Below are 20,027 nucleotides of genomic sequence, written 5' to 3'. Positions count from 1 at the left end.
GGCTCAAAGGCCGGGCTTTTCATTCAAGCAACTGCAATCAAGCGCCGTATACCGGCAGCTTCTTGCAGATGGCCTTGACCTTCTCACGAACAGCATCAATCACTGCTTCGTTGTTCAGGTCAGCCAGGATGTCGCAGATCCAGCCAGCCAGTTCCTTGCACTCTGCTTCTTTGAAGCCACGAGTGGTCACAGCCGGAGTGCCGAAGCGCAGGCCGGAGGTGACGAACGGCGAACGTGGGTCGTTCGGTACCGAGTTCTTGTTCACGGTGATGAAGGCTTTGCCCAGAGCGGCGTCAGCGTCTTTACCGGAGATGTCTTGCTTGATCAGCGAGAGCAGGAACAGGTGGTTCTCAGTACCGCCGGACACCACGTCAAAACCACGCTCGATGAACACGCCGGCCATGGCCTTGGCGTTTTTCACCACTTGCTGCTGGTAGGTCTTGAACTCAGGCTGCAGGGCTTCCTTGAAGCAGATCGCTTTAGCGGCGATCACGTGCTCCAGCGGGCCACCCTGGCCGCCTGGGAATACGGCGGAGTTCAGCTTCTTCTCGATCTCGGCGTTGGCGCGAGCCAGGATCAGGCCGCCACGTGGACCGCGCAGGGTCTTGTGGGTGGTGGTGGTCACGACGTCAGCGAACGGAACCGGGTTCGGGTAGACGCCAGCGGCGACCAGACCGGCCACGTGGGCCATGTCGACGAACAGGTAGGCGCCCACTTTGTCGGCGATTTCGCGGAAGCGTGGGAAATCCAGGATCTGCGAGTAGGCAGAGAAACCGGCCACGATCATTTTTGGCTTGTGCTCAACGGCCAGGCGCTCAACTTCGTCGTAGTCGATCAGGCCGTTGCCGTCGATACCGTACTGAACGGCGTTGTACAGCTTGCCGGAGGAGGAAACGCTGGCGCCGTGGGTCAGGTGACCGCCGTGGGCCAGGCTCATGCCCAGGATGGTGTCGCCCGCTTGCAGCAGGGCCAGGTACACGGCGCTGTTGGCTTGGGAGCCGGCGTGTGGCTGGACGTTGGCGTAATCGGCGCCGAACAGTTCCTTGGCGCGGTCGATGGCCAGCTGCTCAACGATGTCGACGTACTCGCAACCACCGTAGTAACGCTTGCCCGGGTAGCCTTCGGCGTACTTGTTGGTCAGAACCGAACCTTGAGCCTCCATTACCGCAGGGCTGGTGTAGTTTTCCGAAGCGATCAGCTCAATGTGCTCTTCCTGGCGCACGGCTTCTTGCTCCATGGCGGCAAAGAGATCGGCGTCGTACTTGGCAATAGTCAAATCACGGCTGAACATGGCGGTCCTCAAGGATCGGGGGCAGAAAAGAAGCGCATTCTAACCCAATGGGTTTTAGATGGCATATGAAAGGACATCATGTCGCGGACAAGCGGGGCTCATCTGGGGATGGGTGGTGTTTGTGCGGCCCCCTTCGCGAGCAAGCCCGCTCCCACATTCAATCGGGTTCCTTCAGGGGGAATGCGGTCGAGTGTGGGAGCGGGCTTGCTCGCGAAGAGGCCATCAGCATCACAGCAGGATTTCAATCGAACATGAACAGCGCATCATTACTGAACTGCGCCTCAAACCGGTTCGCCGGCATCGGTCGCCCGAACAGGTAGCCCTGAACCTCATCGCAACCGTGCTCCCGCAGGAAGTCCAGCTGCTCATGGGTTTCCACACCCTCGGCGATCACCGCCAGGTTCAGGCTGTGGGCCATGGCAATAATCGCCCGGGCGATCTGCGCATCCTGTTCACCCGACGGCAGGCCGTCGACAAAGGTGCGGTCGATCTTCAGCACGTCGATGGGGAATTGCTTGAGGTAGTTCAGCGATGAGTACCCGGTGCCGAAGTCGTCTACCGCAATGCTCAGGCCGAGGTTTTTCAGGCTGGCGAGAATCTGCATCGCCTCGTTGACCTCGCGCATCAGGATACTTTCGGTCAGCTCCAGTTCCAGGCACGCCGGCGGCAGGCCAGTGTCCTTGAGGATGGTGGCGATGCGCTCGCCCAGTTGCCCGTCGGAGAACTGCCGGGCCGAGATGTTCACCGAGACCTTGGGCACCCGCACCTTGTTCTGGTGCCAGGTCTTGAGTTGGCGGCAGGCTTCGCTGATTACCCAGTCGCCCACGTCCACCACCAGCCCCAACTCCTCCAGCACCGGGATAAAGTCCCCCGGCGGCACCAGCCCGCGACGGGGATGGCGCCAGCGCAGCAGGGCTTCGGCGCCGGTCAGGCGTTTGCCGTCGCCGCTGAACTGCGGCTGGTAATACAGCACGAATTCATTCTGTTCCAGAGCGTGGCGCAGGTCGCTTTCCAGCTCCAGACGCTCCAGGGCGCTGGCGTTCATGTCGGCCTGGTAGAACTGGAAGTTGTTCTTGCCGCGTTCCTTGGCGTGGTACATCGCCGTGTCGGCGTTCTTCATCAACTGGCTGAGTTCGTTGCCATCCTGCGGGCTCAGGGCGATGCCGATACTGGCGGTCACGAAGAACTCGCGGCCTTCCAGCACGAATGGCTTCACCAGGCTGGCAAGAATCTGCTCGGCCACGTGAATCGCACGGTTCAGCGCCATCTCACGGTTGACCCGCGGTTGCAGGAGCAAGGTGAACTCGTCGCCACCCATGCGTGCCACGGTGTCGTCTTCGGCCACGCAGCCCAGCAAGCGGGTGGCCATTTCCTTGAGCATGCGGTCGCCGGCGGCGTGGCCCAGGGAATCGTTGATCGGCTTGAAGCGGTCGAGATCGAGGAACATCAGCACCACCCACGACTTTTGCCGTTCCGCCGACTGCAACGCGGTGTGCAGGCGGTCCTGGAACAGCGTGCGGTTGGGCAGGTGGGTCAGGGCGTCGTAGTAGGCCAGGCGGTGGATCCGCTGTTCGCTGGCCTTGCGCTCACTGATGTCACTGAAGAAGCACACGTAGCTGGCCAAGTCGCCTTCGTCATCGAATACGGCGGTAATCCCGACCCAGGCCGGGTAATGCTCGCCGTTGCGGCGCTTGAGCCACACTTCGCCTTCCCAGGTGCTGTGCTGGTGCAATTGCTTGAGCACATAGCGCAGGTGGGCTTCCTGCTGTTCGTCGACGGTGAGCATGTTCGGCAACTGGTCGAGCACGTCCGCCACCGCATAACCGCTGACCCGGCTGAACGCTTCGTTGGCCTGCACGATATAGCCGGCCGGGTCGGTGATCAGGATCGCCGAAGTCGAGTGTTCGAATACCGTGGCCGCCATGCGCAGGTCTTTTTCCGCACGGCGTTGCTGGCTGATGTCGCGACCCACGCCGAGGATGCCTTCGAACGCGCCGTGCTCGTCCCACACCAGCACCAGGCGCAGTTCGATGGGGACCTTGCGCCCGTCGGCCCGCAGGCAGTCAAACAGGAACAGTTGGGTCTGCACGTCGTTGCGCAAGGCCGCCAGGGATTCAGGTTGGTCCAGGGCGCGGCTGACTTGCTCTACCAGGCTGTAGATGCCCGTGAGTTGCTGCGGGTTGGCGATGGTCGATTGCCAGCCGTTTTCGAAGATCCAGTCCACGTCGTAGCCCAGCACCGCGTTCACCGAAGGGCTGACGTAGTTCAGGGCCAGCTTGCTGTCGGTGGAGAAAATGACGTCGCTGATACTTTCGGCCAGCATGCGGTAGCGCTGTTCGCTGTCGCGCAGGGATTCGCTGGCTTCGATCTGGTCGGTGATGTCCTTGGCCACGCCGATGATGCGCGTGACCTGGTCGGTCTTGTCCCGGGCCAGGGCCTGTTCGCGGATATCGAAGCGTCGCCATTGGTTGTTGCGGTGGCGAAAGCGCAACTGGCACTGCAGTTGGCTCAGGTAGCCGGCCTGGCGCTGTTGCAGGCGCAGGTCGTGGTAGTGCTCGGCGTCTTCGGGGTGCAGCAGGATTTCCCAGAAATACTCGCCCATCTGCTGCAACTCGGGCTTGTTGTAGCCCAGGGTGTGGCCCAGGTGGTGGTTGCTGAAAATCATCCGCTGGCTGATCACGTCTTGCACATACAGGTGATCGGGCACGGTGCGCACCACGTCCGACCAGAAACCCTCGCGCTCCACCAGCGATAATTCGATCAGCTTGCGGCTGGTGATGTCGCTGATGCTCAGGATCACTGCCTTGAAGTCGTCCTGCTGTTCCGGCAGGCGCATCACCAGCCACAGGTATTGGTCGTTGCCTTCAACGTCGCTGAGCTGGATTTCCAGTTCGAGCTGTTTTTGTTGGGTCAGTACCGCGTCGATCACCTGATTGCCGATGGCGGTGGGGCTCGACGGGCAGGCGTCGATCAGGCGCTCCCAGGCTTGTTCGCAAGAGGCGACATTCAGCAGGCGCACCGCCACCTGATTGACCTCGGTGATGCGTAGCTCCTTGAGCAGTTGCTGGCGTTGCTCCGGGTTGTCTTGCAATAACTGTTGCAGTTGCTCGCAGGTTTGCAAGTGGGTCTTGTCGAAGAACGCGCGCAGGCCCGACAGGTCGAGCACGCACAGGGCCACGCCGGTGCCTTCGAAAATATCCTGATAGCGTCGGCGCCCCTCGTGCACCTGGCGCTGGCGGCGGCGCATGTTCAACAGCACGATGACCGGGATCAGCGAGAAGGCCAGGCCCAGCAGGCATTTGCCGATAAACGCTGGCAGCAGTTGTTCCAGCACGGCGGCGCGGTCGAACAGGCCACGCAGTTGCCAGTCGCTTTTGCTCAGGGGCGTGACCAGTACACTCTTGTTCAATTCGTCCGGGGTCAATGCCGAGGCCCATTGGGCCGGCATACCGCTGTCACGGCTGACCACGCGGTGGTTGAGGCGGTTTTCGATGACCCACATCGGCCGCTGGCCCTGGCCGTCCTGGCGGGTCAGGTTGGCCAGGTAATTGGGCGCCAGGCGCAAGGCCCAGTACATCTTGGTGCCGCCGCTGGGCTGGTGCAGCAGCAGGTAGATGACAGTGCCATCGTTGTTGTTGCTCAGGTAATAGGACTGGGCGTGGCTGCGCTTGACCAGCTCTTCGAGCCAGGCGCTGTCCTGGCTGTCACTGGCGCTGTCACTGATCATCGCGCCGCTGGGGGCGAGCAAGGCGACGCTGCGCAACTCCGGCAGGGAGCGTTGCAGGGTGCGCATCAGGATTTGTTGCTGTTCGGTGTCCCGCGGCGGCTCGACGATCGGCAGCAGGTTCAGCGCGATCTGCGCACTGAGGGCCATGTTCAGGCTGATCTGTTCGGCCAGGTCGGCGCTGTAGTCGATGGTGTATTGCTGCTGGTTTTTCTGGTTTTGCTGCAGCTGGTCCAGCAGTTGCCAGAACAATAACGCGAGCAGCAGCAGCACCAGCGTCGCCAATGCGCCCTTCAGGGTTCCGTGCAGGGGCGCTCCCGGCGCTATATGAGCGGCGCGCAGGGGAGTTGGCGGCGTTACGTTGGACAAACTGTGATCCTGCGGTTTGGCTGGACTGGCGCGCGACGTGCACTATAAGCCGGACGCCCGGAGGGCGGCTAGCATGCCTTGTGTTGTGGCAAAGTGCCAGCCCCGCTTGGCTGGACTGCCCATGCGCATTCAGGTAGCTTTGCCGGTTACGCGAGGGCGTTCCAGCCCCAGACAATCAGGCATCTACCGTACGCAGGCATTGATAGACATCAACGGCCCGCGCGGCGCATGGCCTGGCACGGGTTTCGCCCGCTTAATTCATCAGTCACTGACGCTAGGTTCACCATGGCTCAATACGTCTTCACCATGCATCGGCTGGGAAAAGTTGTTCCGCCGAAGCGGGAAATCCTGAAAAACATTTCTCTGTCCTTCTTCCCGGGCGCCAAGATCGGCGTGCTCGGCCTCAACGGTTCGGGTAAATCCACCCTGTTGAAAATCATGGCCGGCGTCGACACCGAGTTCGACGGCGAAGCCCGCCCGATGCCCGACCTGAACATCGGCTACCTGCCACAGGAACCTATCCTGGACCCGACCAAGACCGTGCGTGAAGTGGTCGAGGAAGCGGTCAGCGTGATCAAGAACGCCCAGGCGCGGCTGGACGAGGTCTACGCGGCCTACGCTGAAGAAGATGCCGACTTCGACAAACTGGCGGCAGAACAGGCCAAGCTCGAAGCCATCCTGCAAGCCGCCGACGGTCACAACCTGGACCGCCAGCTGGAAGTCGCCGCCGACGCGCTGCGCCTGCCGGCGTGGGACGCCAAGGTTGAACACCTGTCCGGTGGTGAAAAGCGTCGTGTGGCCCTGTGCCGCCTGCTGCTGTCGGCCCCCGACATGCTGCTGCTCGACGAACCCACCAACCACCTGGACGCCGATTCCGTCGCCTGGCTGGAGCACTTCCTCCACGATTTCCCGGGCACCGTGGTTGCGATCACGCACGACCGGTACTTCCTGGACAACGTTGCCGGCTGGATCCTCGAGCTCGACCGTGGCGCCGGTATCCCTTACGAGGGCAACTACTCCGGTTGGCTGGAAGCCAAGTCCGACCGTCTGGCGGCCGAATCCAAGCAGCAGTCGGCCCATGAAAAGGCCATGAAAGACGAGCTGGAATGGGTGCGTAAAGGCGCCAAGGCACGTCAGTCGAAATCCAAGGCCCGTCTGGCGCGTTTCGAAGAGATGCAGTCCCAGGAATTCCAGAAGCGTTCCGAGACCAACGAGATCTACATCCCGGCCGGTCCGCGCCTGGGTGACAAGGTCATCGAGTTCAAGAACGTCTGCAAGGGCTACGGCGACCGCGTGTTGATCGACAACCTGTCGTTCTCCATGCCTAAAGGCGCCATCGTTGGCGTGATCGGCGGTAACGGTGCGGGTAAATCCACCCTGTTCCGCATGCTGATGGGCAAGGAACAACCGGACTCGGGCACCATCGAAGTCGGCGAAACCGTGCAACTGGCCTGTGTGGATCAGAGCCGCGACGACCTCGACGGCAGCAAGACGGTGTTCCAGCAGATTTCCGACGGTTCCGACCAGATCCGTATCGGCAACTACGAAATCCCGTCGCGCACCTATGTGGGCCGCTTCAACTTCAAGGGCGGCGACCAGCAGAAGTTCGTCAGGGACCTGTCCGGTGGTGAGCGCGGTCGCTTGCACCTGGCCCTGACCTTGAAAGAAGGCGGCAACGTCCTGCTGCTCGACGAACCGTCAAACGACCTCGACGTTGAAACCCTGCGTTCCCTGGAAGAAGCCCTGCTGGACTTCCCGGGCGCCGCCATTGTGATCTCTCACGATCGGTGGTTCCTTGACCGCGTGGCCACTCACATCCTGGCGTACGAAGACGATTCCCAAGCGGTGTTCTTCGAAGGCAACTACACCGAATACGAAGCCGATCGCAAGAAACGCCTCGGCGAAGCAGCTGCCCAGCCGCATCGTGTACGGCACAAAAAACTGGCCTGATTCGGGTTGGTGGTATGAAAAAGCGGAGCCTTCGGGTTCCGCTTTTTTTTGCGTGTTTTCAGGTGGACCGCGTCGTCCGCATCGCAGGCAAGCCAGCTCCCACAGTTGACCTCATTGTCTTGGATGTGATCGATCAAATGTGGGAGCTGGCTTGCCTGCGATAGCGGGTTAACTGTTGGTGCAAGGCCTGGATTGAAATCCTCATTAAGGTGCAAAAACCGCCTGTATTTATATCTAGTGCACCATTTAAATTCACAAAAGCGACATTTCGCCCTGTCACGGTGCGACATGAATTGATAAAGTCCGGGACAAATCTCCTTTAATGACAATAAATTTGCCGAGACTTTTCATGATCGAATCCGTTGAATCCTTCCTTGCCCGCCTCAAGAAACGCGACCCCGACCAGCCGGAATTCCACCAGGCCGTGGAAGAAGTCCTGCGCAGCTTGTGGCCGTTTCTTGAAGCCAATCCCCATTACCTGACCTCGGGCATCCTGGAGCGCATCTGCGAGCCGGAGCGTGCGATTGTATTCCGGGTGTCGTGGGAAGATGACCAAGGCAAGGTACGAGTCAACCGCGGGTTCCGGATCCAGATGAACAGCGCCATCGGCCCGTATAAGGGCGGGCTGCGCTTCCACCCATCGGTAAACCTGGGCGTGCTGAAATTCCTCGCCTTCGAACAGACCTTCAAGAACTCCCTGACCTCACTGCCCATGGGCGGCGGCAAGGGCGGCTCGGACTTCGATCCCAAAGGCAAGAGCGACGCCGAGGTGATGCGCTTCTGCCAGGCGTTCATGAGCGAGCTGTATCGCCATATCGGCTCGGACGTGGACGTGCCCGCCGGTGATATCGGCGTGGGCGCCCGAGAGATCGGCTTCCTGTTCGGCCAGTACAAGCGCCTGAGCAACCAGTTCACCTCGGTGCTGACCGGCAAGGGCATGAGCTACGGCGGCAGCCTGATCCGCCCGGAAGCCACTGGTTTTGGCTGTGTGTATTTCGCTGAGGAAATGCTCAAGCGCAACGGCGAGCGTGTCGAAGGTAAGCGTGTGGCCATTTCCGGCTCCGGTAACGTCGCCCAGTACGCGGCGCGCAAGGTCATGGACCTGGGCGGCAAGGTGATTTCCCTGTCCGATTCCGAAGGCACCCTCTACTGCGAAAGCGGTTTGACCGAAGAGCAATGGTCAGCGCTGCTGGAGCTGAAAAACGTCCAGCGCGGGCGCATCAGCGAACTGGCTCCGCGTTTCGGCCTGGAATTCCGTGCCGGCAAAGCACCGTGGGAACTGGCCTGCGACATCGCACTGCCCTGCGCCACCCAGAACGAACTGGACGCCGAAGCGGCGCGCACCCTGTTGCGCAATGGCTGCGTGTGCGTGGCCGAAGGCGCCAACATGCCCACCACCCTGGAGGCTGTGGATACCTTTATCGAGGCCGGCATCCTGTTCGCGCCGGGCAAGGCGTCCAATGCCGGCGGTGTGGCGGTGAGCGGGCTGGAGATGTCGCAGAACGCCATGCGCCTGCTGTGGACCGCTGGCGAAGTAGACAGCAAGCTGCACAACATCATGCAGTCGATCCACCATGCGTGCGTGCACTACGGCGAAGAGAACGGCCGGGTCAACTACGTGAAGGGCGCCAACATCGCAGGCTTCGTGAAAGTCGCGGACGCGATGCTCGCCCAGGGCATCGTTTAACCCTCGGGTTCGATGCGCAGGATTTCGATCAACTGATCACCGACGGGGCGCCTCCACAGCACCTCGTCGCCCACCTGTGCACCCAGCAGCGCGCGGCCCAGGGGCGAACCCCAGTTGATCAGGCCCACCGTGGCATCGGCCTGGTCTTCACCCACCAGTTGAATACGCTGCTCTTCGTCCTGTTCATTGGCGAAAGTCACCCAACTGCCGATCTGCACCTTCTCGGTAGAGGTCGCTGGCGCCACTACCTGAGCGCTTTGCAGGCGCTGGTTGAAGTAACGCAAATCCCGCTCAAGGTCGGCCTGGCGCTGTTTATCAGCCTGCTCGCCGTTGGCGGACTCTTCGCTGTGCTCGCTTTGTAACTGCGCCACTTTGGCCTGCAACTGCGCAAGCCCACGGGCAGTGAGGTGATTGGGCTGCTCGCTGACCTGGCGTTCCACCGGCTGGCTGGCCTGGGCAGCGGCGCTGTCTTCGTTGACGAAAGCTCGACTCATGGCGTTCTCCTGCTATGGAGTTTGGGCCATGGTCGCAGGGGTTAAGTTTCGCTGGATGTCTGAAAGCGACCTATTGCGAGCGATAGGCCCGTGCGGCGTCGCGGTCCTTTTCCTGCTGCCAGGCGCGTTCGCGGTCGTCCCAGTGGCGGTTCTTGTAGTCGTTCAGGTCTTCGTTCTCGCGCATGGCCTTGCACTGGCGAAAGCCATCATCCCAGCCTTCGGCATAGGTACGGTCTTTCAGGTAGCGAGGGACGTTCTTGCGGAATTCCCCTGTGATCACCCCGGCGGCCTGGCGGCCGCTGCTGCATCCGTCGTCGTAGCCGTCGGCGAAAGCGGGTGGGTAACCCTTGGCCAGTAAGTCTTCATGGGTTGATTGGCAACCCGATAGCAGGGCCAACAGGCCCAGCACTACAGCGTACCGCCACATCGCTTGCTCCCTGGCCGTTGAACGGCTGATGGGGGAAGTGTAGGAGTGGATTCGTTCGGGGTATGTGAAACGGATGTGAGAAATCTGTGTGACGCTGCTTCTTCGGGCGATCACGCATCCCCTGTTCAGGGTATTGGGATATTCCAGAGAGGGTGAGGTGTCTGGTTTTGGGGCTGCTGCGCAGCCCAGCGGGAGCAAGCTCCCTCGCCACAAGGTTATTTTGTGTGGTTCAGTCTGGTGTCAGCGCGGCGTGCTCTGCGAGTTCTTGCTGGATGAACGCTGCAATCATCGCCCGATAGACGTGCTCTGTGACGTCCGGGTTTGCGCCTACGGTGTGAGAGAGATCGCGAACCTTGGCAATCACCTGCTCAACCCGCTGCGGGGCTTTCACGCCGTCACTGTCTTTTTTGAAGCGCGCAGCCTGGGAAACGAAGCCGCCCCGTTCGGCCAGCAGCGTAACGATCTGGTGATCAAGGCGGTCGATGTTTTCCCGGACTTGCTCGAGGCTGGTGCAATTAACGGCCATGTGGGTTGAAGCTCCTTTTAGTGATCGTTCCCACGCTCTGCGTGGGCATGCCGCCCTGGACGCTCTGCGTCCGCTTTTAAAGGTCGTGACGCGGAGCGTCACAGGATGCATCCCCACGCGGAGCGTGGGAACGATCTACGGCTCAGGGATTAATAGTGATACCACTTCACTTCCAGCATCACTTCGTTCACCGGTGTCGCGAGGTGGCTGTATTCCCGTTGCGCACTCAGTCTCAGCCCCAGGTTGCGCGACAATTCCCACTGTTGATTCAGGCTGATACTGCGCCGCACCTCGCCATTGGTGAAGAAGTCACCCTTGGCTTCCAGGCTCAGGTTGCCCAGCGGGTTTCTCCACAGCACGCCAGTGTTGAAGCCAGCCGCCGGGGAGATGGCTTCACCGAAGTCACTGTTGTGTTCCACGCGCACGGTGCCAAGGGCGAAGCCGAGCATGTCGTCGCGCAGTTGCCAGGTGCCGCCGGCGCCGCCATTGACGTGGCTGACCAGGGTCTCGTCGTCATGCTTGCCCGGTACGCGCTCAAGGCCTCCGGTCACTTGCCACGACCAGGGTTGCAGCAGTTCGTTGCGCGGGGTCAGTGAGCGAATGGTCGCCAGGTCCAGTTGCTGTAACTGCCAGTGGTTGCCTTCGTACTGGCGCAGTTTCATTTGCAGGATTTCGATCTGCGCGCCCAGGGGGAAGCCTTCGGCGTTGTCATTCAGGTCGTGGTAGGCCATGCGCAGGCCGTATTCGCCGAAGGCCTTGTCGCCCCGGGTGCCGATGCCGGCTTGCCAGGTGCGGGATTCGTGGCCGTCTTCGGGCAGGCCGGGGCGTTCGATCTTCAGGTCCGGCGCCGGGTTCTGGTTGATCGCCCGCAGCAGTTCGAAGCTGCGCTGGGAACGTTCGGTGTCGCGCTCCAGGCCGTTGGCGCGGTAGCGGCCAAGGCGGTAGGCGGCGTCGATGATCAAGGCCTGGCGGTCTTTGGCGATGGCCTTGAACGCCGGGTCCTGCAGTTGTTTCTGGTCGTCGCTGATCTTCAGCACCCATTGCTGCTCGTCGCTGTCCAGCGGCTTGGCGCGTTCCAGCAGCTCCCGTTCACGGGAAGGGCGGTAATCGATTTTCTCCACCAGGCCGGCTTCTTTCACGGCTTTTACCGTGTCGGTAGGGATCGCGGTCAGCGGGAATTGCTCGGTCAGCCGCAGGCTTGGACGGGCTACTTGCAGCAGCTCCAGCAGGCGATAGGAGCAGTTTTCGTCGAAGAAGAAGTAGTCGAACTGGATCTGCTTGAGTTCCCACACGTGCTCGACCATGCGCTCGGTCTCGACCTGAGTCAGGTTCAGGCGGTATTCCCACAGGTCGCGGTTCTCCAGGCTACGGTATTCCGAGAGCTTTTCCTGATAGGGCACCAGCGCGAACAGGCCGGGATAGCCGCCCATCAGGCCCTTCCAGGCGTAGAGGATGCTGTTGTCCGAGCCTTCGATGTAGGCGCCAAAGTTGATCGCGTAGCTGAGCAGGGCAGTGTTGTTGCTCTGCACGTCAGCCTGGTCGATACGCAGCAGGGTATGGCCAAACATCGACGACGGGCTGTTGAGGTAGGCCGCCGGGAAGATCATTACCGCGCTGTGGGGGGCGACGTCCTTGAACCATTGCTTGAACTCCTTGCAGTCCAGCGCCGGCAAGTCCGTCAGGTGCAACTGGTCCTTGAGCCAACGGGTACGTGCCGGGTAGACGCATTGGGCGTGCTTTTCGCCGAGGCTGGCCGGGGCATACAGCGCCTCTACCGTGGCCTTCAGCTCCTGGTCCGGATGGTGGGCACCATCGGGGGCGAGGAAGAATTTCTTGTCGCTGACATAACTGCGCCAGCCTTTGAACTTGCCGGACTCGTAATGCCCCAGCGAAAGCCAGAAGGGGTCGTTGGCCAGTTGCTGCAAACGTTGATCATCAAGGTGCGGCGCCGCATATAGCGGGGCGCAGGCGAAGAGTGCCAGGTAGGCAAGGCGTTTGAGCATGTGGGCAACTTAAGTCGAGATAAAAAGACCCAAAGGGGAGGCAGGTCCAAAAATAATAAAACCCGTGCCCCGAAAGGCACGGGCGGGTCGAGCTTAAGCCTGGGTAGCGTATTTCGCCAGACGGGTGTCGCTTTTCAGTACAGCCAGGGTGTTGTTGTGCACGTCATCAGCAGTTACGTCAGCCTTGCTGAAGATTTGCTGGAAGTGCTCGTGAGTCACGGCGGCAAAGTGCTCGCGGTCTTCAGGAGCAACGCCCAGTACCACGGCGTAGGTAGTCAGCGCTTCGCCGTTACCCTTGGCCATGTCTTCGGACAGCTCGTTCATCATGCCATTCATGGCAATCCACGATTTGCCACCGTAGGTCAGCTTGCTGTTGGTGTTGCAACCGTTGGTGCCCGAGGTCATGCCGAAAGTGGCGTTACCCGAGGTACCGTTGGTGGTGGAGGCCAGGAAGTGCGCCGGAGTGCCGCGTTGGCCTTCGAACAACATGTTGCCCCAACCGCAGTTCGGGCCACCTGGCGCTTCAGCCATTGCATTGAGGGAGACGACGGTGAAGAGAGTACCGAGAAGGATCCGTTTCATAGCTTTGTTCTCTTTGTGTGCAAACCAATGGACAAGGGTTCAGGTGCCTGACAGCACCCTAGGGGTCGGTTATTAGTCCAACCCGCAGCAGGTTGGAGTTTAGGCACGATCCAAGGGTTCCGTGACTTTTTGTGAAACAAGCCGGAAACACTCGGTTTTTTTGCAGCCCCGAACACGGGTCTATGCTTTCCCTAAGCCGTCCTTGCCAGCCGGCCCAACCCGGCGCCAGAATGCCGTTATCTGCCCCGCCTGATGTAAGGAAGCCCGATGCCTGATCCTGTTGCTGCCAGCTTGCGTCTAGCGCCCGAAGCGCTGACTCGTCCTTTTTCCGCTGAACAGTTCAGCTTCTCGACCACCAATGATTTGGAGCCCTTTCGCGGTGTGCTTGGCCAGGAACGTGCGGTCGAAGCCTTGCAGTTCGGCGTGGCGATGCCACGCCCCGGTTACAACGTATTTGTGATGGGTGAGCCCGGTACCGGGCGCTTTTCGTTCGTCAAACGCTACCTCAAGGCCGAAGGCAAGCGCCTGCAGACCCCGGCCGACTGGGTCTACGTCAATAATTTCGATGAGCCTCGCGAACCCCGCGCGCTGGAGCTGCCTGCGGGCGGTGCTGCTGCGTTCATCTCCGATATCAACGGCCTGATCGACAACCTGGTCGCGACCTTCCCGGCCGTGTTTGAACACCCGACCTATCAACAGCGTAAAAGCGCCATCGACCGCGCCTTCAACCAGCGCTACGACCGTGCCCTGGATGTCATCGAGCGCCTGGCCCTGGAAAAGGACGTGGCGCTGTACCGTGACAGCACCAACATTGCCTTTACCCCGATGCTCGACGGCAAGGCCTTGGACGAAGCTGAGTTTTCGCAGTTGCCGGAAGCTGACCGCGAGCGCTTCCACACCGATATTTCCGAACTGGAAGAACGCCTCAACGAAGAACTCGCCAGCCTGCCCCAGTGGAAGCGCGAGTCCAACAACCAGATGCGCCAGTTCAACGAAGAAACCATCACATTGGCCTTGCAGCCATTGTTGGCGCCGCTGTCCGAGAAGTATGCGGAGAACGCGGCCGTTTGCGGTTACTTGCAGGCGATGCAGGTCTACCTGCTGAAAACCGTGGTCGAGCAGTTGGTGGACGACGCGAAAACCGATGCCCAGGCCCGCAAGTTGCTGGAAGAGCAGTATTGCCCGAGCCTGGTGGTGGGCCATCCGGTCAACGGTGGTGCGCCGGTGGTGTTCGAGCCGCATCCGACCTACGACAACCTGTTCGGCCGTATTGAATACAGCACCGATCAAGGCGCGCTCTACACCACTTATCGCCAATTGCGCCCGGGTGCGTTGCACCGTGCCAACGGCGGTTTCCTGATCCTTGAAGCCGAAAAGATGCTCAGCGAGCCGTTTGTGTGGGACGCCCTCAAGCGTGCCCTGCAATCGCGCAAGCTGAAGATGGAATCACCGTTGGGCGAACTGGGCCGCCTGGCCACGGTGACCCTCAACCCGCAAGTGATCCCGTTGCAGCTCAAGGTCATCATCATTGGTTCCCGCCAGCTGTACTACGCGTTGCAGGACGCGGATCCGGACTTCCAGGAGATGTTCCGGGTGCTGGTGGACTTCGACGAAGACATCCCGATGGTGGATGAAAGCCTGGAGCAGTTCGCCCAGTTGCTGAAAACCCGCACCTCGGAAGAAGGCATGGCGCCGTTGACCTCGGATGCGGTCGCGCGGCTGGCGACCTACAGCGCGCGGCTGGCGGAGAACCAGGGGCGCTTGTCGGCGCGTATCGGTGATTTGTTCCAACTGGTCAGCGAGGCGGACTTCATTCGTCACCTGGCGGGCGATGAGCGCACCGACTCCGGGCACATCGAGCGTGCACTCAAGGCCAAGGCCACGCGCACCGGGCGGGTGTCGGCGCGGATTCTCGACGACATGCTCGCCGGGGTGATCCTGATCGACACCGCCGGTGCGGCGGTGGGCAAGTGCAACGGGCTGACAGTGCTGGAAGTGGGGGACTCGGCATTCGGCGTGCCGGCGCGGATCTCTGCATCGGTGTACCCGGGCGGCAGCGGCATTGTGGATATCGAGCGTGAAGTTAACCTCGGCCAGCCGATTCACTCCAAGGGCGTGATGATCCTCACCGGTTACCTGGGCAGCCGGTATGCCCAGGAATTCCCGTTGGCGATCTCGGCGAGTATTGCCCTGGAGCAGTCCTACGGGTATGTCGACGGCGACAGCGCCTCCCTGGGCGAGGCGTGCACCTTGATCTCGGCGCTGTCGAAGACGCCGCTCAAGCAGTGCTTTGCCATCACCGGCTCGATCAACCAGTTTGGCGAAGTGCAGGCGGTGGGCGGGGTCAACGAGAAGATCGAAGGCTTCTTCCGCCTCTGTGAAGCCCGTGGGCTGACCGGCGAGCAGGGGGCGATCATTCCCCAGGCCAACGTCGCGACGCTGATGCTCGACGAGAAGGTGTTGCAAGCCGTGCGCGACGGGCAATTCCACGTCTACGCCGTGCGCCAGGCCGACGAGGCCTTGAGCCTGCTGGTGGGTGAGCCTGCGGGTTCGCCCGACGAGGAGGGGCAATTCCCCGAAGGCAGCGTCAATGCGCGGGTGGTGGAGCGTCTGCGGGCGATTGCCGAGATGATCAGTGAGGATGATCTGAAGGAAGCCGAGAAGGAGCTGGCGCAGGAGGCGTTGGCAGAAGCAAAACCGGTGTAATAACTACCGAAGGGGCCTGTTTTCAGGTCCCTTCGGCATATTTTTGACGCCGTCGTGACGGCAGTCGTCCGTTGGTCCCCCGGCCTTGGTTTGTACCGGGTTTCTTCTATTCTCAGCTCAAGGGATATCCACAGGAGTCGCTGGATAGAAACAGTCTTGCCCTGCGAGGCTGAATACCGGATCTACCGAGGGTCGCCGCCATGTCGCGCAACCTCTGCCTCACCCGCCAGTGCCTGGGCCTGGTTACTCGTATCGAATGTTCCATTCGCCCTCTCGCGGGGGATACCGGGATGTGGACCTTGTTGTTTGCTGCCGGAATGACCGGTGAACAGCCTTCCACCATCAAGTCCCAAGGCCCGTTTCACGGACCTTTCGTGGCACAAACCATCCTTGATTCGATTGTCGAAAGCCTGACCCTGCACGGGTACGAACTGGCGGACGACCCGCAGATCTGGTGCCTGCACTTGCAGGCGCACTTGCGACAGCTCAATGGCGGGCGGCAGACGGTGCTAAGCGATATCCGCTGACCGCACTCCCCGTAGCAGCTGTCGAGCGCCAGCGAGGCTGCGTCGGCCGCACCGCCGACATCGTGTCTGACTCAGCGCCCCGTTCGCACCCGACGCAGCCTCGCTGGCGCTCGACAGCTGCTACGGGGGCGGGGGGCTATGGCTTGGGGGCAGGGGCCGCCTCGGGTTTGTCCAGCTTCACCTCAAACCCATATTGCACCGTGTCCAGACCGGTGCGCTGGTAGGTTTCCAGCGTGGTCGGCTGGCCATAAAAGTAATGCACATCGAACAGCGCCGTGCCGTACTCCTCGGCCCGGTGGCTGACGCCGAGAATTTCTTTCAAGTAGTTGCCGCTGGCATCCTTGGCATAGAACCGCCAGCTATCCGACGGGAACAGCTTCTGGTCGACAATCAGCGCGTTGTCCTTCAGCTCCAGGCCCTTGGGCAGTTGCCCGGCCGTGAGGCTGCCTTTTTCGATGGTGGCCAGGAACAGTGGCATTGACCCGACGGCAAACCCGGGGTTTTCGGGGAACAGGTTCAGGTCATAGGTGATGGTGCCGCGCCCCGGGTCGACCTCGTAGGCTTCGGCGGGCAGTTCGATCGGCTCGCCGAGCTTGCCTTCGTCGTTGGCGGTGAGGAAGGTCACGGGGGCATCGCCGCCGCCCCGGTCTTCGCCCAGCAGGTCGTCGTTGAAGGTGTAGGGGTGATCGAACTCGATGTGTGCTGCGCTGGCGTCATCCACCGATTGGTTGATGGTGACGCTTTTCTTCAACTGGTCTTCAGAAAGCGTGGCGTCCTTGAGCCAGTCCGAAGCCTGGTCGTCATACACAGTGACGGGCATCGGCAACGGTTGTACGGTCTTCTCCAGGCTGTTCTTGTCGAAGCGCCGTACGGGCAGGTCCAGGTCCTTGCGGGTCACCGTCGCCTGGGAAAAGTCGAGGACGCTGACTTGCACGTTGTCGATCAGGCCGTTGAAGTACACCTTGGTGTAGTGGCTGTTCTGCTTGTGTTCGAAGGCTTTCTGTTCGTCTTCCAACTGTTTTTCAAAGGCGTCGGACCAGGCCTTCTGCTTTTGCATTTCGGCCAGTTGTTTCTCGTAAAACGCCAGTTGGGCGGCGTTCTCGTTGATTGAGCCCGAGCGCGAGAGAAATTTCCCGGTGGTGTCGCGAGCCTGCACCAGCAGCGGGTTGGGCGATTCATCCACGACTTCCGGTGCCAGCGGGGCGCTGTTGGTCAGTTCGATTTCGGCGTAGTTCTTTTCGAGGGTCAGCAGCGTGACCGTGACGTTGTCTTCAGTGCGTTTGCGGCCCACGTCCTTTTTCGACAGGTCGAAGGTGAAGACTTTACGCGGCGCGATGACTTCCACCTTGCCCTTGAGTGTGACGGGCTGCGGCTGGCTCTTGTTTTCAGTCTCAATGCCTTCGATGAACGGGTAGGTCACCGTCAGGTCATCGGGGTTGGTCAGGTTTGAGCTGGTGGGGCTCAGTTGGATACCCGGGTCGGTTTCCGACCATTCCGGCTGGAAGGGGATGACCTTGTTGTTGCTCAAGGTCACTGACTGCCATTCCAGGCCGTGGGGGAAGGGGAATTGGTCGGGCATGTTGAAGTTGAACGGGAAGATCGGCTGCAGGTCCGTCAGGTAGTCCGAATGGGACGCCTTGCGCAGGACAAACAGGCCATTGATGTAGGTGTCCACCAGGGCCTGGGGCGTGGGGTAATGCTTGAGCAGTGCCAGGGCGTCTTCGCTGTACTCGGCCTCGATGGGCTTGGTGGCGAGCTTGGCGCGTGCCCGCTCCAGCAACAGCAGCGAGCCACCGAGTTCGGACACGGCGTCCTTGAGCTTGGGGTCCTGGATCGCGTCCAGGGACTGTTCGAACTTGGCGGTTTTCTCTTCAAGGCTGGCTTGCTTGTGTTCATCGCTTGGGGAGCAACCGCCGCCCACCAGCAACGCCGCGCACAGGCCAATGCTGGCCAAAGGGGATCGCACATCCATTATCTGAGTTTTCCTGTCCGACATCATCGAGCCGAGTTGATGAGCTCGACACTAGCAGAAAAAATCTTTTACAGATGCCGTACAGATCAGTTTTATCGACGGTTTCTGGCGTTTGGGTGCGGCTGGTATACTCGCCGCCATTTTTAGCCAAGCTGTGTGAGATTCAATGGAACGCTTTATCGAAAATGCAATGTATGCCTCACGCTGGCTGTTGGCGCCGATCTATTTCGGGTTGTCCTTGGGGCTGCTGGCACTGGGGCTGAAGTTCTTCCAGGAAGTGTTCCATGTGATTCCCATCGTGTTCACCATGAGTGAGTCGGATGTGATCCTGGTGCTGCTGTCGTTGATCGACATGGCGCTGGTGGGCGGCCTGCTGGTGATGGTGATGATCAGCGGCTACGAGAACTTCGTCTCCCAGCTGGACATCGACGAAAGCAAAGAGAAGCTCAACTGGCTGGGGACCATGGACTCTTCGTCGCTGAAGATGAAGGTCGCAGCGTCCATCGTGGCGATTTCGTCGATCCATTTGCTGCGGGTCTTCATGGATGCCAAGAACGTCGATCCCGAGCATTTGAAATGGTACGTGATCATCCACATGACGTTTGTGGTGTCGGCGTTTGCCATGGGTTACCTGGATAAAGTTACCAAGCATTAATTGCCGCCCGACGCTCCCCGTTGCCCGGGTGCAGGGCTCATCAAGGGCGTGGCTTGTGTGCTAGTCTGCTCGCCCTTTTAGTTTGGACGACACCTGTGTCGTCCTACAGCGGAGCCTTTCCATGTCCGAAGTTAATCTGTCCACCGACGAAACCCGCGTGAGCTACGGCATTGGCCGTCAGTTGGGCGACCAGCTGCGCGACAACCCGCCACCGGGCGTCAGCCTGGACGCGATCCTGGCTGGCCTGACCGACGCTTTCGCCGGCAAGCCTAGCCGTGTGGACCAAGAGCAAATGGCCGCCAGCTTCAAGGTCATCCGCGAAATCATGCAAGCCGAAGCTGCTGCGAAGGCTGAAGCGGCTGCTGGCGAAGGCCTGGCTTTCCTGGCTGAAAACGCCAAGCGTGACGGCATCACCACCCTGGCTTCCGGCCTGCAATTTGAAGTGCTGACTGCCGGTGACGGCGCTAAGCCGACCCGTGAAGATCAGGTACGCACTCACTACCACGGCACCCTGATCGACGGCACTGTGTTCGACAGCTCCTACGAGCGCGGCCAGCCTGCAGAGTTTCCGGTTGGCGGCGTGATCGCCGGCTGGACCGAAGCCCTGCAACTGATGAATGCCGGCAGCAAATGGCGCCTGTACGTGCCGAGCGAACTGGCTTACGGTGCTCAAGGCGTTGGCAGCATCCCGCCGCACAGCGTTCTGGTGTTCGACGTCGAACTGCTCGACGTTCTGTAAGACCTTACCTGCAGGAGCGAGCCTGCTCGCTCCTGCAGTGTTTTGCGCGGTTGCTCATGGATGAAACTTGCCATTGAGATCCGTCACTGGGCGCAACGCCCGGGCATAGCAGAACAGAAACAGATTTCTCACCACTTCCTTCAGCACACCAGGTTCACTGGAACTCAGGCCATTGACGTCCAGGTCGCCCTGATCCTGCAGTTCGCTCAACGCTTCTTCTTCCAGCACTGCGCAGACTTCCCCGGTTTCCCGATGGAGGATTCGCAGGTAAGGGTGTGGACGGTCCAGCCAGGCATCGATCAAATAAGTCATGGAAGCATCTCCTTGATGGGTTTCAATGAGAATAATTCTTATTCGTAGAATAGCAAGTCCCTA

15 protein-coding genes are annotated in these 20,027 nt (G+C 60.6%); 6 read left to right on the top strand and 9 right to left on the bottom strand.

Annotation, left to right across the window (positions count from 1 at the left end; translation table 11 throughout):
• Positions 1 to 37: 37 nt before the first annotated feature.
• Both glyA and JFU58_RS07615 read right to left on the bottom strand, forming a co-directional pair.
• The gene (gene glyA / locus JFU58_RS07620; RefSeq protein WP_063027005.1) at positions 38 to 1,291 is read right to left on the bottom strand and encodes a serine hydroxymethyltransferase; all 1,254 of its coding nucleotides are present in this window, start codon (positions 1,289 to 1,291) and stop codon (positions 38 to 40) included.
• A gap of 241 nt (positions 1,292 to 1,532) precedes the next feature.
• Positions 1,533 to 5,384 carry a sensor domain-containing protein gene (locus tag JFU58_RS07615; protein ID WP_063027006.1) on the bottom strand — a complete coding sequence of 1,284 codons (3,852 nt, stop codon included), beginning with the start codon at positions 5,382 to 5,384 and terminating at the stop codon, positions 1,533 to 1,535.
• 285 nt (positions 5,385 to 5,669) lie between these two features.
• Between JFU58_RS07615 and ettA the strand changes: the two genes are divergently transcribed.
• On the top strand, positions 5,670 to 7,334 hold the full coding sequence (gene ettA, locus JFU58_RS07610) for an energy-dependent translational throttle protein EttA (protein WP_201140162.1): 1,665 nt from the start codon (positions 5,670 to 5,672) through the stop codon (positions 7,332 to 7,334).
• A gap of 349 nt (positions 7,335 to 7,683) precedes the next feature.
• Positions 7,684 to 9,021: an NADP-specific glutamate dehydrogenase gene (gene gdhA / locus JFU58_RS07605; protein WP_201140160.1), complete on the top strand. Its 1,338-nt coding sequence runs from the start codon at positions 7,684 to 7,686 to the stop codon at positions 9,019 to 9,021.
• Here gdhA and JFU58_RS07600 read toward each other — a convergent pair.
• The 5 genes from JFU58_RS07600 to JFU58_RS07580 form a co-directional block, all read right to left on the bottom strand.
• Positions 9,018 to 9,515, bottom strand: coding sequence for a GreA/GreB family elongation factor (locus JFU58_RS07600; protein ID WP_201140158.1), 498 nt, complete (start codon positions 9,513 to 9,515; stop codon positions 9,018 to 9,020). The two genes, gdhA and JFU58_RS07600, sit on opposite strands and share 4 nt — an antisense overlap.
• 70 nt (positions 9,516 to 9,585) lie before the next feature.
• Positions 9,586 to 9,942, bottom strand: a complete 357-nt coding sequence (locus tag JFU58_RS07595; protein ID WP_177026207.1) for a hypothetical protein — start codon at positions 9,940 to 9,942, stop codon at positions 9,586 to 9,588.
• A gap of 229 nt (positions 9,943 to 10,171) precedes the next feature.
• Positions 10,172 to 10,468, bottom strand: coding sequence for a chorismate mutase (locus tag JFU58_RS07590; RefSeq protein ID WP_017477817.1), 297 nt, complete (start codon positions 10,466 to 10,468; stop codon positions 10,172 to 10,174).
• 149 nt (positions 10,469 to 10,617) lie between these two features.
• Positions 10,618 to 12,471: an Lnb N-terminal periplasmic domain-containing protein gene (locus JFU58_RS07585; RefSeq protein WP_017477816.1), complete on the bottom strand. Its 1,854-nt coding sequence runs from the start codon at positions 12,469 to 12,471 to the stop codon at positions 10,618 to 10,620.
• A gap of 93 nt (positions 12,472 to 12,564) precedes the next feature.
• The gene (locus JFU58_RS07580) at positions 12,565 to 13,053 is read right to left on the bottom strand and encodes a DUF3015 domain-containing protein (RefSeq protein ID WP_017477815.1); all 489 of its coding nucleotides are present in this window, start codon (positions 13,051 to 13,053) and stop codon (positions 12,565 to 12,567) included.
• A 267-nt stretch (positions 13,054 to 13,320) separates the two neighbouring features.
• Between JFU58_RS07580 and JFU58_RS07575 the strand changes: the two genes are divergently transcribed.
• On the top strand, positions 13,321 to 15,759 hold the full coding sequence (locus JFU58_RS07575; protein WP_017477814.1) for a Lon protease family protein: 2,439 nt from the start codon (positions 13,321 to 13,323) through the stop codon (positions 15,757 to 15,759).
• 200 nt (positions 15,760 to 15,959) lie between these two features.
• A complete protein-coding gene (locus JFU58_RS07570; protein ID WP_003215849.1) occupies positions 15,960 to 16,286 on the top strand; it encodes a PA4575 family protein in 327 nt (108 codons plus the stop codon).
• A gap of 136 nt (positions 16,287 to 16,422) precedes the next feature.
• Here the strand turns inward: JFU58_RS07570 and JFU58_RS07565 are convergent, their stop codons facing one another.
• The gene (locus JFU58_RS07565) at positions 16,423 to 18,258 is read right to left on the bottom strand and encodes a hypothetical protein (protein ID WP_063027016.1); all 1,836 of its coding nucleotides are present in this window, start codon (positions 18,256 to 18,258) and stop codon (positions 16,423 to 16,425) included.
• Positions 18,259 to 18,424: 166 nt separating this feature from the next.
• Between JFU58_RS07565 and JFU58_RS07560 the strand changes: the two genes are divergently transcribed.
• On the top strand, positions 18,425 to 18,913 hold the full coding sequence (locus JFU58_RS07560; RefSeq protein ID WP_003215853.1) for a TIGR00645 family protein: 489 nt from the start codon (positions 18,425 to 18,427) through the stop codon (positions 18,911 to 18,913).
• A 121-nt stretch (positions 18,914 to 19,034) separates the two neighbouring features.
• Positions 19,035 to 19,652, top strand: coding sequence for an FKBP-type peptidyl-prolyl cis-trans isomerase (locus JFU58_RS07555; RefSeq protein ID WP_017477811.1), 618 nt, complete (start codon positions 19,035 to 19,037; stop codon positions 19,650 to 19,652).
• Between the two features lie 54 nt (positions 19,653 to 19,706).
• Here the strand turns inward: JFU58_RS07555 and JFU58_RS07550 are convergent, their stop codons facing one another.
• A complete protein-coding gene (locus JFU58_RS07550; RefSeq protein ID WP_003215856.1) occupies positions 19,707 to 19,964 on the bottom strand; it encodes a PA4570 family protein in 258 nt (85 codons plus the stop codon).
• Positions 19,965 to 20,027 lie beyond the last annotated feature (63 nt).

This window comes from Pseudomonas sp. TH34 (assembly GCF_016650865.1).
Taxonomy (GTDB): domain Bacteria; phylum Pseudomonadota; class Gammaproteobacteria; order Pseudomonadales; family Pseudomonadaceae; genus Aquipseudomonas; species Aquipseudomonas yamanorum.
Note: the sequence above shows the minus strand (reverse complement) of the source record. Positions and strands in the feature narration are given on the sequence as shown.

Coding starts and splice junctions, on each gene's coding strand:
- glyA (WP_063027005.1), bottom strand. CDS start 1,291: ATGTTCAGCCGTGATTTGACTATTGCCAAGTACGACGCCGATCTCTTT.
- ettA (WP_201140162.1), top strand. CDS start 5,670: ATGGCTCAATACGTCTTCACCATGCATCGGCTGGGAAAAGTTGTTCCG.
- gdhA (WP_201140160.1), top strand. CDS start 7,684: ATGATCGAATCCGTTGAATCCTTCCTTGCCCGCCTCAAGAAACGCGAC.
- JFU58_RS07600 (WP_201140158.1), bottom strand. CDS start 9,515: ATGAGTCGAGCTTTCGTCAACGAAGACAGCGCCGCTGCCCAGGCCAGC.
- JFU58_RS07595 (WP_177026207.1), bottom strand. CDS start 9,942: ATGTGGCGGTACGCTGTAGTGCTGGGCCTGTTGGCCCTGCTATCGGGT.
- JFU58_RS07590 (WP_017477817.1), bottom strand. CDS start 10,468: ATGGCCGTTAATTGCACCAGCCTCGAGCAAGTCCGGGAAAACATCGAC.
- JFU58_RS07585 (WP_017477816.1), bottom strand. CDS start 12,471: ATGCTCAAACGCCTTGCCTACCTGGCACTCTTCGCCTGCGCCCCGCTA.
- JFU58_RS07580 (WP_017477815.1), bottom strand. CDS start 13,053: ATGAAACGGATCCTTCTCGGTACTCTCTTCACCGTCGTCTCCCTCAAT.
- JFU58_RS07575 (WP_017477814.1), top strand. CDS start 13,321: ATGCCTGATCCTGTTGCTGCCAGCTTGCGTCTAGCGCCCGAAGCGCTG.
- JFU58_RS07570 (WP_003215849.1), top strand. CDS start 15,960: ATGTCGCGCAACCTCTGCCTCACCCGCCAGTGCCTGGGCCTGGTTACT.
- JFU58_RS07565 (WP_063027016.1), bottom strand. CDS start 18,258: ATGGATGTGCGATCCCCTTTGGCCAGCATTGGCCTGTGCGCGGCGTTG.
- JFU58_RS07560 (WP_003215853.1), top strand. CDS start 18,425: ATGGAACGCTTTATCGAAAATGCAATGTATGCCTCACGCTGGCTGTTG.
- JFU58_RS07555 (WP_017477811.1), top strand. CDS start 19,035: ATGTCCGAAGTTAATCTGTCCACCGACGAAACCCGCGTGAGCTACGGC.
- JFU58_RS07550 (WP_003215856.1), bottom strand. CDS start 19,964: ATGACTTATTTGATCGATGCCTGGCTGGACCGTCCACACCCTTACCTG.